The sequence below is a fragment of the Stenotrophomonas sp. YJH_SMC_27 genome, from assembly GCF_059369815.1.
Window position 1 is genome coordinate 667,251 of the sequence record NZ_JCAFTA010000001.1, and the last position, 13,570, is coordinate 680,820.

At 67.3% G+C, this 13,570-nt stretch carries 12 protein-coding genes; 2 read left to right on the forward strand and 10 right to left on the reverse strand.

Translation table 11 applies throughout. The annotated features are described in order from the left end of the window. Nucleotides 1–5 precede the first annotated feature (5 nt). The 6 genes from purF to AC5P7R_RS03260 all read right to left on the reverse strand — a co-directional run bounded on the left by purF (nucleotide 6) and on the right by AC5P7R_RS03260 (nucleotide 7,767). The gene (gene purF / locus AC5P7R_RS03235; RefSeq protein WP_019659548.1) at nucleotides 6–1,472 is read right to left on the reverse strand and encodes an amidophosphoribosyltransferase; all 1,467 of its coding nucleotides are present in this window, start codon (nucleotides 1,470–1,472) and stop codon (nucleotides 6–8) included. A gap of 30 nt (nucleotides 1,473–1,502) precedes the next feature. Beyond that, complete coding sequence (locus tag AC5P7R_RS03240; RefSeq protein WP_019659549.1) at nucleotides 1,503–2,282, reverse strand: CvpA family protein; 780 nt, start codon at nucleotides 2,280–2,282, stop codon at nucleotides 1,503–1,505. Between the two features lie 46 nt (nucleotides 2,283–2,328). Then, nucleotides 2,329–3,372 carry an SPOR domain-containing protein gene (locus AC5P7R_RS03245; RefSeq protein ID WP_227854102.1) on the reverse strand — a complete coding sequence of 348 codons (1,044 nt, stop codon included), beginning with the start codon at nucleotides 3,370–3,372 and terminating at the stop codon, nucleotides 2,329–2,331. Between the two features lie 80 nt (nucleotides 3,373–3,452). Beyond that, nucleotides 3,453–4,724 carry a bifunctional tetrahydrofolate synthase/dihydrofolate synthase gene (gene folC / locus AC5P7R_RS03250; RefSeq protein ID WP_134730175.1) on the reverse strand — a complete coding sequence of 424 codons (1,272 nt, stop codon included), beginning with the start codon at nucleotides 4,722–4,724 and terminating at the stop codon, nucleotides 3,453–3,455. Between the two features lie 35 nt (nucleotides 4,725–4,759). Next, the gene (locus AC5P7R_RS03255) at nucleotides 4,760–5,404 is read right to left on the reverse strand and encodes a histidine phosphatase family protein (RefSeq protein ID WP_005408242.1); all 645 of its coding nucleotides are present in this window, start codon (nucleotides 5,402–5,404) and stop codon (nucleotides 4,760–4,762) included. A gap of 200 nt (nucleotides 5,405–5,604) precedes the next feature. Next, nucleotides 5,605–7,767, reverse strand: coding sequence for a S46 family peptidase (locus AC5P7R_RS03260; RefSeq protein WP_111097983.1), 2,163 nt, complete (start codon nucleotides 7,765–7,767; stop codon nucleotides 5,605–5,607). 512 nt (nucleotides 7,768–8,279) lie between these two features. Here AC5P7R_RS03260 and tdh point away from each other — a divergent pair. Further along, nucleotides 8,280–9,302, forward strand: a complete 1,023-nt coding sequence (gene tdh, locus AC5P7R_RS03265) for an L-threonine 3-dehydrogenase (protein WP_026346966.1) — start codon at nucleotides 8,280–8,282, stop codon at nucleotides 9,300–9,302. A gap of 120 nt (nucleotides 9,303–9,422) precedes the next feature. Here tdh and AC5P7R_RS03270 read toward each other — a convergent pair whose 3' ends face one another. Next, nucleotides 9,423–10,118, reverse strand: coding sequence for a TorF family putative porin (locus AC5P7R_RS03270; protein WP_021202258.1), 696 nt, complete (start codon nucleotides 10,116–10,118; stop codon nucleotides 9,423–9,425). Between the two features lie 200 nt (nucleotides 10,119–10,318). Here AC5P7R_RS03270 and kbl point away from each other — a divergent pair, with 200 nt between their 5' ends. Next, nucleotides 10,319–11,527: a glycine C-acetyltransferase gene (gene kbl, locus AC5P7R_RS03275; RefSeq protein ID WP_021202257.1), complete on the forward strand. Its 1,209-nt coding sequence runs from the start codon at nucleotides 10,319–10,321 to the stop codon at nucleotides 11,525–11,527. A 118-nt stretch (nucleotides 11,528–11,645) separates the two neighbouring features. Here kbl and AC5P7R_RS03280 read toward each other — a convergent pair whose 3' ends face one another. The 3 genes from AC5P7R_RS03280 to AC5P7R_RS03290 all read right to left on the reverse strand — a co-directional run bounded on the left by AC5P7R_RS03280 (nucleotide 11,646) and on the right by AC5P7R_RS03290 (nucleotide 13,402). After that, nucleotides 11,646–11,981 (reverse strand): hypothetical protein, encoded by a 336-nt coding sequence (locus tag AC5P7R_RS03280; protein ID WP_019659556.1) that lies wholly within the window; start codon nucleotides 11,979–11,981, stop codon nucleotides 11,646–11,648. A gap of 84 nt (nucleotides 11,982–12,065) precedes the next feature. After that, nucleotides 12,066–12,875 carry a pseudouridine synthase gene (locus tag AC5P7R_RS03285; protein WP_019659557.1) on the reverse strand — a complete coding sequence of 270 codons (810 nt, stop codon included), beginning with the start codon at nucleotides 12,873–12,875 and terminating at the stop codon, nucleotides 12,066–12,068. 20 nt (nucleotides 12,876–12,895) lie between these two features. Next, on the reverse strand, nucleotides 12,896–13,402 hold the full coding sequence (locus AC5P7R_RS03290; RefSeq protein ID WP_014646073.1) for a hypothetical protein: 507 nt from the start codon (nucleotides 13,400–13,402) through the stop codon (nucleotides 12,896–12,898). Nucleotides 13,403–13,570 lie beyond the last annotated feature (168 nt).

A 13,570-nucleotide genomic window follows, 5' to 3' on the forward strand; every position in this document is an offset into this window, starting at 1 on the left:
GGTCCTCAGGCGCGGCGCTTGTGCTTGGCGTCGTCCGACCGCAGCTGCTGGATGCGCTCGAAGTAGCCCGGTTCAATGCCGGTCGGGTAGTGGCCGTTGAAGCAGGACGAATCGAAGCTGCGCAGCGCCGGGTTGCCTTCGCTCACTGCCGCTTCCATGTCTTCCAGGTCCTGGTAGATCAGCCAGTCGCAGCCCAGGTGGGCTTCGATCTCTTCCACGGTGCGGTTGTGCGCGACCAGTTCCTCGGCCGCCGGCATGTCGATGCCGTAGATGTTCGGGTAGCGCACCGGCGGCGCGGCGCTGGCCAGATAGACCTTGCGCGCGCCCGCGTCACGGGCCATCTGCACGATCTGCTGGCTGGTGGTGCCACGCACGATCGAATCGTCCACCAGCAGCACCACGCGGTTGCGGAACTCAAGGTGGATCGGGTTGAGCTTGCGACGCACCGACTTCACGCGTTCGCCCTGCCCCGGCATGATGAAGGTACGGCCGATGTAGCGGTTCTTGATGAAGCCTTCGCGGTACTTCACCCCAAGTACGTTGGAGATTTCCAGCGCCGCGTCGCGCGAGGTGTCCGGGATCGGGATGATGGTGTCGATGTCATGGTCCGGGCGCAGGCGCAGGATCTTCTCGCCCAGCTTGATGCCCATGCGCATGCGCGCCTTGTGCACCGAGACGTTGTCGATCATCGAGTCCGGGCGCGCGAAGTACACGTATTCGAAGATGCACGGGGTGTGCTCGGCCGGCTCGGCGCAGATCTCCGAGAACAGCTCGCCACGCGCGGTGATCACCAGCGCTTCGCCCGGCTGCACATCGCGCACGCGCTGGAAGCCCAGCACGTCCAGCGCGGCCGACTCGGACGCCACGATGTACTCGTCGCCCTCGGCATGGCTGCGCTTGCCCAGCACCAGCGGACGGATGCCATGCGGGTCGCGGAAGGCGACCAGGCCCAGGCCCAGCACCACGCTGACCACTGCATAGCCACCCTTGCAGCGGCGGTGCACGCCGGCCACCGCGCGGATGGCCGCTTCCGGGCTGAGCTGGCGCTGCTGTTCCAGTTCGTAGGCGAACACGTTCAGCAGCACTTCGCTGTCCGAATCGGTGTTGACGTTGCGGCGGTCCTGTTCGAACACCTGCTGGCGCAGCACCTCGGTGTTGATCAGGTTGCCGTTGTGGGCCAGCGCGATGCCGTACGGCGAATTGACGTAGAACGGCTGCGCCTCGTCCATGCCTTCCGAACCGGCGGTCGGGTAGCGCACGTGGGCAATGCCCACGCTGCCTTCCAGGGTGGACATGGTGCGGGCATCGAACACATCGCGGACCAGGCCGGTGGCCTTCTGCACGCGCAGGCGGCTGCCGCTGGCGGTGGCGATGCCCGCCGCATCCTGGCCACGGTGCTGGAGGACGGTCAAGCCGTCATACAACTGCCCGGCGACGTTCTGGTTGCCGACGATTCCGACGATGCCACACATGATGCGAGGTCTCCGCTGGGCTGTGCCCAGTTACAAGGAAGGTGGCCGTACCTGGCCGCGGTGGTCGCCGCGCACGCGGTCGACGTTGGCCGGATCGCCCGGCTCGATACTGTCCGGCAGTGCAGGAGCATCCGGGCGCACTTCCGCCGGATCGTAGGAATCGCCCTGTTCCGCTTTCGCAGGCCGCAGCCATCCGCTGCCTGCCACTACCTGGTTGAGGATGCCATTATCGCCTGCCGCGCCCGGCTTTCCCAACCCGGCGCCTGCGTTCTTGCCCAACTCCATCAATGCAGATGGGGACAGCGCGTCGGTCGGCAAGGCCTTGGGCAGCAGATCGGCCCCGGGAACCTCCCAGTGCGGCAGCTTGCTGTTCATCCAGGCAACGGTGGGATTCAGCAGTGGCCGCACCGCCGAGCGCTGCCAGGAGGGCTCGGCAGTCAACGGGGTGAAACTGCCCAGCAGCAGCAGGATCGCGGCGATCAGGCCGCCCCGCACGGCCCCCAGCACCCCGCCCAGCAGGCGGTCCAGGCTGGTCAGCATGCTGCGGTGGACCAGAGCCTTGATGACCATGCCGATCACCGCAACCACGATCATCACGCCGATGCCGACGCCCAGGTAGCCGCCGACGAAGTGTTCGCCACCGGGGGCCGCCGGGGCAGCCCACCAATGGGCGGCATCATTGCCGAAGGCGAAGGCCGCCCACGCGGCCAGCAGCCACGACAGGGTGCCAATGACGATGCCGACGAAGCCGCGCAGCATCCCCAGCAGGGTGGAGGCGGCGATCACGATCAGCAGCACCACGTCGATCATGGCGCCCCGCTCCTTCGGCGGCGCTGGCAACGCGGCTGCGCGTGGGTCATGGGTGCGGCCGGACCATGCCGGCGACGCCGACCTTGGCGGCGACCTGCGCCTTCAGCTGCTCGGCATCGCCACGGTTGGCCACCGGCCCGACGCGGACGCGATGCAGGGTGCCCTTTTCGGTGCGCACCTGCTCGACAAAAGCACTGAAGCCGGCGGCGCGGACCTTGTCGCGCAGGGCGTTGGCATCGTTGGCCTGGCCGAACGCGCCCAGCTGCACGGCAAAGCCGACGCCGCTGGCGGCCGGTGCTGCCGGCGTGGCCGGGGCCGTTGCCGGCTTGCTCGCGGTGGCCTCCGGCTTCGGCTCGGGCTTCGGGGTTTCGGGCTTCGGCGCCGGCTTCGGCGGCTCGGGCTTGGCCGCCGGAGTGGTCGTTGCAGTCGGCGTACTCGGCGACAGGCTTTCACTGCGCACCGGGTTGCTGCTGGCCGACGGCGCGGTGGCGGCGGATGGGGTACTGGCGCTCGGCGTAGCCGGTGCCGGGGTGGCTGCCACCGGGGCGCTGCTGTCCGCTGCGGCATCCAGGGTGATCACTTCGGCCTTCACATCGGCACGGATCTTCACCGCCTGCAGGCGGGCGGCCTCGGCCTGTGCACGGTCGGCGTACGGCCCCACGCGCACACGCCATGCCTGACGGCCGTTGATGGTGGTCGCTTCTGCGAAGCCCGGCAGCTGCGAGCGCTGCAGGTAGGCAATCACGGCATCGGCGTCGGCCTTGCTGCCGTAGGCGCCGAAGGTGACGGCGTAGTTGCCGGCAGCAACCGCCGGGGAGGTGTCCACGGTCGGCGGCGTGGCTGGCGTGGCGGCGTCCTGCAGCGGCTTGGCCTGCCCGGTCTGCAGGCCGGTGGCACCACCGGCCGGAGCCACCAGCGGTAGTTCACGGGTTTCGAACTGGCCATCGGCCGGCGCATCCGGCGCGGCGATCGGCACCGAGGCCACACCGCTGTCCGGTGCAGGTCCCTTGACCAGCATCGGCAGGAAAATCACGGCCAGTGCGACCAGCACGATGGCACCAATCAGACGCTGTTTCAGAGGCGTATCCACGTGAGGCGGCAACTGTCCGGAGGTTGCGGTCGATTATACGGGTGCCGGACCGGACGGCGTCGGGATTGGCTGAACGTGGCTCAGGCGTTGCGCTGCAGCCACTGCAACGCGGCGGCGGCGGTATGGAAGGAGCCAAACACCAGTACGCGGTCACCGCGCTCGGCCCGGTCCAGTACCTGCGCCAGCGCCTGCTCGACCGAAGCGGCCAGCTGCGCGCTGCCAGCATCGGTCTCGGCCAGGCGCGCCTGCAACTGGGCGGCACTCTGGCCGCGCGGGCCGTCCAGGCCGGCAAGGGTCCACTCGCCAACCACGCCCTGCAATGCCTGCACCACACCCACCGCGTCCTTGTCCTGCAATGCGGCATACACCGCCAAGGTGCGCCCGGCCGACGCTTCGGCCTTCAGCGCGCGGGCCAGCTGGCCCGCCGCCTGCGGGTTGTGCCCGACGTCGACGCGGATCTGCACGCCATCTCGCTCGAACGCCTGCAGCCGACCCGGGATACGCGCCGCCGCGATACCAGCGGCCCACGCCGCGCGCGGCACCGGCTTGTCCAGCGCGCGCAGCGCAGCAATGGCGGCACCCGCATTGGCCAGCTGGATCGGCCCGGCCAGCGCCGGGGTTGGCAGTTCCATGCGCAGGCCAACGTCCCGCCAGCGCCAGCGCTGGGCATCGATCGGCTCGTAGAAATAGTCGCTGCCGCCGCGGATCGCGTTGGCACCCACCAGGTAGGCCCGTGCGAGCACGCTCGACGGCGGGTCGGTCTCACCCAGGATCACCGGCTTCCAGCCACGGATGATGCCGGCCTTCTCGGTGCCGATTGCTTCGCGGTCTTCGCCCAGCCATTCCGCATGGTCGATGTCCACAGTGGTGATCACGGCCACATCGGCGTCGACGATGTTGACCGCATCCAGGCGACCGCCCAGACCCACTTCCAGAACCGCCAGGTCCAGCCCGGCGTCGGCGAACAGCTGCAGCGCGGCCAGCGTGCCGTACTCGAAATAGGTCAGCGTGGTCTCGCCGCGTGCGGCCTCGACGGCGTTGAACGCAGCAACCAGCGCCGCATCGTCCACGTCCTGGCCGTCGATGCGCACGCGCTCGTTGTAGCGCAGCAGATGCGGCGAGGTGTATGCGCCAACCTTCCAGCCGGCGGCACGTGCAATGGCTTCGATGAAGGCGACGGTCGAGCCCTTGCCGTTGGTGCCACCAACCACGATGGTGCGCTTGCCCGGCGCCCCCAGGCCCATCGCGGTGGCCACGGCGCGCACGCGCTCCAGGCCCATGTCGATGGTCGCCGGGTGCTGGCGTTCAATGTAGTCCAGCCAGTCGGCCAGGGTGGTCGGGGTGTTCGTCACGGCAGGGGTTCCAGCAGAAGCAGGTGGTTCGGGAATCAGAGGGCGCGGTGCTTGGCTTCGCCGAAGAACGGCGTGTGGTGGGCGCAGTCGTTCAGGCGCACCACTTCCAGGCTGTCCAGGTCGGCGCCTTCGAGCAGGTTGAGCGTGGTCGGTGCCTGGCGGAAGGTCCACAGCCGGGAAAGCGGCAGGCCCAGCACCTTGCACAGGATCACGCGGTTGACCGCATCGTGCGCAACCACCAGCAGGGTGTCGTGCTCGCCGAGGCCTTCGGTGGCGCGGGCCAGGCCACGCCAGCTGCGCTCCAGCACCAGGCGCAGCGATTCGCCGCCGGGCATCAACACCGTATCCGGCTCCTCGCGCCAGGCCTGCAGGCGCGACGGATCCTTCTCGTGGATCTCGCTGGCCAGCAACCCTTCCCATTCACCGTGGGCGATTTCCTGCAGCTCCGGCTCGGTCAGCAGCATGTCGGCGCGGGCGGCGCCAAGCGCCAGCTGCGCGGTCCGCTGCGCGCGCGACAGCGGCGAGGCGACGGCACGGGTGATGTCCACCGAGGCCAGGCGGGCACCCAGGGCCTGGGCCTGGGCTTCGCCGATCGGCGAAAGCGGGATGTCGATCTGGCCCTGGTAGCGGCCTTCGGCGTTCCACGGCGTTTCGCCGTGGCGGGCAAGCAGGATGCGCATGCGTGCAAGGGGTCCTGGGGGGAGGAGGTTTCCGCGTTTCGTTCACATCCTGTGAAGCACGCGGAACAGGGATGATACCTGTTCGGCGCACCGGGCCGGGCCGGGCATGAAAAAACCCCGCGACGTGGGTCGCGGGGTTTCGGAATTCCCGGCCATCGGGTCGTGTTTGCCGGCCAGCGGCCGGCACTACCGCAACCGGTTTATTTCGCCAGGTTCAGTTCCTTCAGCAGCTGCGGCGCCGGCGCCACTTCCTGCATGATCCACTGCATGTAGCGGCTGTCGACGGCGATCATGCGGGTCATCACCGGGTCGAACACCCAGTTGGAGCTGACCGATTCCCAGTTGCCATCGAAGGCCAGGCCGACCAGCTTGCCGTTGGCGTCCAGCACCGGCGAACCCGAGTTGCCGCCGGTGATGTCCAGGTTGGACAGGAAGTTCACCGGCACCGAACCGATGCGCTTGTCTTCCAGGCCGCCGTAACGCTTGGCCTTGACCGCATCGAGCAGCGCCTTCGGCGAATCGAACGGATCTTCACCGGTCTCCTTCGCCGCCACGCCTTCCAGGGTGGTGAACGGGGTGTACGTCACGCCATCCTTGCCATAGCCCATGACGTTGCCGAAGGTGATGCGCAGCGACAGGTTGGCGTCCGGGTAGACAAACTCACCTTGGCTCTTCTTGTAGTCGGCCACGGCCTGCAGGTACAGCGGGCGCGCGGTCAGCGATTCGCCTTCGCGGATCTTCTTCTGCTCTTCCTGCTTCAGCAGTGCCGGCATGACAGCTACGGCGTACTGGATGGCCGGATCGCTGCTGGCTTCAAACGCGGCACGGTCGGCCTTGAACCACTTCAGGCGTGCATCCAGGCTGCCCAGCTCGGTGCCCGACAGCTTGGCCACCACCGACTTCACCGCAGCGGCATCGCTGCCGGCCAGCCACTTGTTCAGCACGTCATTGTCGCGCTGCGCGGCCGGCAGGGCCACGTACTGCTCCAGCCAGTAGGCCTGCAGCTGCTGGTCCATCTTCGCCACGTAGCGACGATCCATCTGCTTCAGGCCACCTTCGATGGTGGTCAGGTCGCGTTCCTGGTAACCGGCTTCGCGTTCGGCATCCGGCTTGCTGCGCTCGATCGACAGGCGGTACAGGGTGATCGCCGCGCCAACGGCCGAGGTGTTGTTGAACTGGCCGACGAACAGGTCGCGTTCGCGGGTGGCCTTGCTGGTATCCAGATGCTTGAGCAGCTGCGCGTGTGCGGCCAGGGCCGGCTTGCCGGCAGCGCCCTGCTTCTTCAGCCACGCCAGCACGGCGGCTTCTTCAGCCTGCTTCTGGCCAGCGGCGTCGATGCGCTTGAAGCCTTCCAGCTGGCCCAGGTAGTTCTTGGCCACGTTGTTCATGCTGGCGGCGGTGGCGGCGTACTTCACCTTGACGTCGGCGTCGGCCTTGCCGGCGTCGGCGATCAGCTTCAGCACCGCGTTGTAGTGCTTGGCGATGGTCGGGTAGGTGAAGCTGGCGGTTTCGTTGAACTCACCGGCCAGCGCGTAGCGGTTGGTGCGGCCCGGGTAGCCGGCCACCATCACGAAGTCGTCGGCGCCCAGCGGCTGGTCGGCGAACTTCAGGAAGTGCTTGGGCTGGTACGGCACGTTGTCGGCGGCGAAGGCGGCCGGCTTGCCGTCCTTGCCGACGTAGGCGCGGTAGAACGAGAAATCGCCGGTGTGGCGTGGCCACATCCAGTTGTCGACGTCGCCGCCGAACTTGCCGACGCTGCCCGGGGGCGCGTAGACCAGGCGCACATCCTTGATTTCCATGTTGCGGAACAGGCGGTAGGTGTTGCCGCCGGAGAAGCTGTACAGGCGGCAGCGGAAACCGGCATCGGCCTCACAGGCGGCAACCTGGGCCTTGTCGAAGGCGTCCAGCGCGCGGCTGCGGGCCAACGGGTCATTGCCGGCGGCGGCGATGGCGGCCTTGGCCTGGGCGGTGACGTCGGTGATCTGGTCGAGCACGAACACGCGGGCGTTCGGGCCGGCGCTCAGTTCGTCCTTCAGGGTCGGCGCGTTGAAGCCGTCCTTGATCAGGTTCTTCTGCGCGGTCGAATTCAGCTGGATGGCGCCATACGCGCAATGGTGGTTGGTGACCACCAGACCCTGCGGCGAGACGAAGCTGGCGGTGCAGCCGCCGAGGGCGACGACCGCGCCCATCGGGTCGCCGGTCAGGTTGGACAGCTGCTGCGGGGACAGCTTCAGGCCGGCCTTCTGCAGCGGGCCGGCGATTTCCGGCAGCTGCTGCGGCACCCACATGCCTTCAGCGGCATGGGCGACCTGGGCCAGCCCGAGGCTGGCGACGATGGAAAATGCAAGCAGGTTCGAGCGCATGGAGCGGCCCCTGGTAGTGGAACCCTCGATTGTAGCCCGCCGCCCCGCCGCGGCCCGAACCCCGGAAGTCATGCAATCAGGTGCCTCCACCGTTCAGCGTTTCCATTGCGATCGGTCAGAGGCGAGAAGCCAAGCCGATGCAGGACACGCCGTAAACCCCGCTCCGCGGCCCGGCCCAGCCGCTGGCGGCTGTGCGTTCTGGCGCTTGCGAAGCAGTGCTTCGCAAGCAAAGCGCCCTCACCCATGGGGGCTCGGTCGCGCCATCCATGGCGCTTACGGTCCTGCATCGGCCTGGCCTCTCGCCTCCCCACAGTCCCCTGGCCTCGGACGGTAGCGCAGAGCCATGCCCGGCGAGCGAAGCGGCGCTGCTGTCTGCAGCACGTTCGAAACGCCCGCCTGCGCACGCCTTTCGTTCCGCCAAAGCACCCGCAGCGCAACATGGGAATTCCGTCCGGCACCCTATAATCCGCGCTTTCCCCCTGATGAGTTCCACCCCGATGGCGCAGCAAACGATGAAGGCCCTGGTCAAGCGCGAAGCAGCCAAGGGCATCTGGCTGGAAGAAGTTCCGGTGCCGACCCCCGGCCCGAACGAGGTCCTGATCAAGCTGGAGAAGACCGCGATCTGCGGTACCGACCTGCACATCTACCTGTGGGACGAGTGGAGCCAGCGCACCATCAAGCCGGGCCTGACCATCGGCCACGAATTCGTCGGCCGCGTCGCCGCGCTGGGCTCGGCAGTGACCGGCTATGAGATCGGCCAGCGCGTCTCGGCCGAAGGCCACATCGTCTGCGGTCATTGCCGCAACTGCCGGGGCGGCCGCCCGCACCTGTGTCCGAACACCGTCGGCATCGGCGTCAACGTCAACGGCGCGTTCGCCGAATACATGGTGATGCCGGCCAGCAACCTGTGGCCGATCCCGGACCAGATTCCGTCGGAGCTGGCCGCGTTCTTCGATCCTTACGGCAACGCCGCGCACTGTGCGCTGGAATTCGATGTGATCGGGGAGGACGTGCTGATCACCGGTGCCGGCCCGATCGGCATCATCGCCGCCGGCATCTGCAAGCACATCGGCGCGCGTAACGTAGTGGTGACCGACGTCAACGACTTCCGCCTGAAGCTGGCCGCCGACATGGGCGCTACCCGCGTGGTCAACGTGGCCAACCAGTCGCTGAAGGACGTGATGAAGGAACTGCACATGGAAGGCTTCGACGTGGGCCTGGAAATGAGCGGCAACCCGCGCGCTTTCAATGACATGCTCGACTGCATGTACCACGGCGGCAAGATCGCCATGCTCGGCATCATGCCCAAGGGCGCCGGCTGCGACTGGGACAAGATCATCTTCAAGGGCCTGACCGTGCAGGGCATCTACGGCCGCAAGATGTACGAGACCTGGTACAAGATGACCCAGCTGGTGCTGTCCGGCTTCCCGCTCGGCAAGGTGATGACCCACCAGCTGCCGATTGACGATTTCCAGAAGGGCTTCGACCTGATGGAAGAAGGCAAGGCCGGCAAAGTGGTATTGAGCTGGAACTGATCCGCCCCACGGTAGCGCCGGGCCATGCCCGGCGTCACCGGAATGAAAAAGGCGCCCGATGGGCGCCTTTTTCGCAATGCGTGCCAGGCAAGCCTGGCACCTGCCGTAACGCCTGCGGCGTTACTTGCCGACGGCCACGCTCAGCATCACCCGGCTGTGGGCCAGCTTGCCGGAGTTGTCACGGCCGTTGCCATCGGTGCCGTAGTAGCCCAGGCCGACGTTGAACAGGCCGAACTGGCGCGCGACGCCGACGTTCCAGTCGGTGTAGTCCTTGGCGATGCCGTCCTCGAAGGTGCTGCGACCGACGTTGGCATTCAGCGTGAAGTCTTTCGGCAGGCCCCAGCTGCCGCCCAGGCCGAAGTACCAGCCATCGGTGCTGCTGTTCCAGACATCGTTGGTGTAGGCCACCGTCAGCTTGTAGGTCTCATCCAGCGTGGTGGTGGTGATCAGCTCGTTGTAGTTCAGCTCGCTGGCACCGAGGTAGGTGTAGCGGTTCAGCAGGGCGTCGAAATTGACGCGGGGCGTGACGTCAACTCCATAGCCGATCTGGTAGTCGACCTCGGTGCTCGGGTCGCCCGGACCGAAGTCGACGCCCGAACCCCAGACACCGGCATACAGGCCGACCGGCGAGGTGTAGGTGAACCCCGCCTGCAGGGTCGGCTTTTCGTCGGTCTGTGAGACACCACGGAACAGGTAATCGGAAACGGCGGTGACGTTCCAGCTGTACGGCGATTCGTCTTCCTGGGCACTGGCGGTGAACGGGGCGGCCATGGACAGGGCAGCGGCAATGGCGAGGCAGGCACGGGCGTGCTTCATGAGCGTCTCCGGTGGGGGCGGTGGCGTGGCGCGGAAGGCGGGGCGGCCGGAGCGGGACAGCGCCGGTTCACGAATTTTTAACCCGTTTGCTATTGCGATGCAACATGTGTCCGCTCTGGTGACGCCGCAACTGCGCCGGTTGGCAAGCGGCGATGCCCGGTAGAATCAGCGGTTTCCCCGCTCAGAACCGTGCCCACGCCATGACCGACCCCTCCTCCGCCCTGACCCGCCACTACGCCGAGGAACTGGACGCCATCCGCGCCCAGGGCCTGTTCAAGTCCGAGCGGATCATCACCAGCCCGCAGTCGGCCGAGATCACCCTCGACGACGGCCGCACGGTGCTGAATTTCTGTGCCAACAACTATCTGGGCCTGGCCGACCACCCGGACCTGATCCAGGCCGCCAAGGACGCGCTGGACAGCCACGGCTTCGGCATGGCGTCGGTGCGCTTCATCTGCGGCACCCAGGACCTGCACAAGCAGCTGGAGAAGCAGATCGCCGATTTCTTCGGCAAGCAGGACACCATCCTGTACGCGGCCTGCTTCGATGCCAATGGCGGCCTGTTCGAGCCACTGCTTGGCGAGAATGACGCGATCATTTCCGACGCACTGAACCATGCGTCGATCATCGACGGCGTGCGCCTGTGCAAGGCCAAGCGTTTCCGCTACGCCAACTGCGACATGGCCGACCTGGAAGCCCAGCTGCAGGCCGCCGATGCCGCCGGCTGCAAGACCAAGCTGATCACCACCGACGGCGTGTTCTCGATGGACGGCTTCATCGCGCCGCTGGACGAGATCACTGCGCTGGCGAAGAAGTACAACGCGCTGGTGCACATCGACGAATGCCACGCCACCGGTTTCCTTGGCGCCACCGGCCGCGGTTCGGCCGAGGTCAAGGGCGTGCTGGAGAAGATCGACATCATCACCGGCACCCTGGGCAAGGCCATGGGTGGCGCACTTGGCGGCTTCACCTGCGCCAGCGCCGAAGTGATCGAACTGCTGCGCCAGCGCTCGCGCCCGTACCTGTTCTCCAACTCGCTGCCGCCGCACGTGGTGGCCGCAGGCATCAAGGCATTCGAAATGCTGGCCGCCGCCGACGACCTGCGCAGCACGCTGGCCGAGAACACCGCCTACTTCCGCGAAAAAATGACCGCGGCCGGTTTCGACGTGAAGCCGGGCGTACATCCGATCAGCCCGGTGATGCTGTACGACGCGCCGCTGGCACAGAAGTTCGCCGAGCGCCTGCTCGAAGAAGGCATCTACGCGATCGGTTTCTTCTTCCCGGTGGTACCCAAGGGCCAGGCGCGCATCCGCACCCAGATCAGCGCCGCGCACAGCCGCGAGCATCTGGACCGCGCGATCGATGCATTCACGCGCATCGGCGTCGAACTGGGCGTGGTCAAGGGCTGACCGCACCGGGGTCGGATCCCCAGGGGTAGCGCCGGGCCATGCCCGGCGATTTCCCGAAAGCCGCGCCATGCGCTCGCCGGGCACGGCCCGGCGCTACCGAAATGACGCGCGACGCGCGTCACTTCTTTTTCTTCTTGCCCTTCGGCTCGTCCTTGCTGGCCACCACCACCGGCTTGGCGGCGGCATCCTGGCCATTGCCCTTGGCTACGCGGATACCGTTGGCCTTCATCCAGGCATCGAACTCATCGGCGGTCATCTTCTTGTCGCCGTTGCTCATCAGGAAGCGGTAACTGCCGCGACCATCCAGCTCCGGGGTCTTCACTTCCACCACCGGGGTCTCGGCCGGCGTTTCCGCCTTGGCCACCTTCTTGTGGCCACCACAGGCGCTCAGCAGCACCATCGGCAGCAGCAGGCCTGCGCAGCGCAGGGTTTGATTGAGGGTCAGGTGGTACATGGCAGGCTCCGTTCGGGATATTCGACAGCCAGGCGCCCCCTACGCCTGGAACGGCGGCCGGCAAACGCCGGCCACGGGCGATGATCAGCCCGGTGCAGCGGCCCCCAGCCGCTGCTGGTCGCTGACCTGCAGGACCCGCCACTGGCCCTTGCCGAGATCGCCGAGCTGCAGCCCGCCGATCGCGACCCGGACCAGGCGCAGCACCTGCAGGTCGAAGGCCGCCAACAGGCGGCGGATATGGCGATTGCGGCCCTCGTCGAGGACCACCTCCAGCCATGCGGTCTTGTCGCCACTGCGCAGTACGCGCACGGCACGGGCGGCGAGGAACTCGCCCTCGTCCTCCACGCCGGCCCGCAGTGCCGCCAGCGTCGCGTCATCGGGCAGGCCATCAACCTGCACGTGGTAGGTCTTGTCCGGCCCGGTCTGCGGGTCGGTCAGGCGCGCCGCCCACTGCGGATCGTTGCTGAACAGCAACAGCCCTTCACTGGCCTTGTCCAGGCGCCCGACCGGCGCGATCCACGGCAGCCCCGCGCCATCGAAACAGCGGTAGACGGTGTCGCGGCCGCGCTCGTCCTGCGCGGTGGTCACTACCCCGCGCGGTTTGTTGAGCATCAGGTACAGGCGCTGTGGCGCGCCCATGGGCTGGCCATCGACCTCGATCGGCGGCACCGGCTGGCCAATCGGAAATTCCGGGTCGCGCACGATCCGGCCGGACACGCGTACGCGGCCTTCGGCAATCCAGCGCGCGGCCTCGCTGCGCGAGCACACGCCGGCCTTGGACAGTACGCGCGCCAGGCCATGGCGGACACCGGCGGAAGCGGCAGCGGAAGTCGCACGCCCACGCGGTGCGTGGGAGCGGGCAGCGGGGGCAGCAGGTGGGCGGCGCGTGCGCAAGCCTCTGCTCCCCGCGGTGCTTATTTCTTGTCGACCGGCTTGGTCTCAGCCGGTGCTTCAGCCGCCGCCGGCGTGGCGGCCGGGGCCGGACGCGCCTTGACCACGCGCACACCGCGCGCCTTCATCCAGGCGTCGAACTCTTCGGCGGTCATGCGCTTGCCGTTCTGGCTCATGTCGAAGCGCCAGGGCGTGTTGTCGAATTCGGTCTGCGGCTTGTAGGCCGCCGGATCGTTCGGCTTCACCGCCGGTGCGCTAGGGATGGCCTTGGCGATGTTCTGGCAGCCGTCGATGCGCAGGCGCTGCAGCACCTGGTCCAGCGACTGCGACGGATCGTAGTTGCTGCTCAGCACACCGGCCGGCATGCCCAGCTGGTTGCCACGGATGTACAGCTCGTCGGCCACCGGCGCGATGGTCGTGGCCGGCAACGGCAGCGGCGAGGCGCTGGTGTTGACCGAGCAATCGACCGCAGCGTGGGCGGCGGGAACCAGGGCCAGCGCCAGGAAGGCGGCCGATGCAGAGCGCAGCATGAGGGGCATCCAGGAAAGGAAGGGACGCGGCGAGTTTAGCAATGCCGCGACAGCTTTCAAGCGCCACTTTCAATGAATACGGCAACTCATTGGTTTTAAGGATAAAAACCCGACGAACGGTTACTTGCAGACCACCAGATGCCTGGATTGAGTGCCGCAGAAACAACA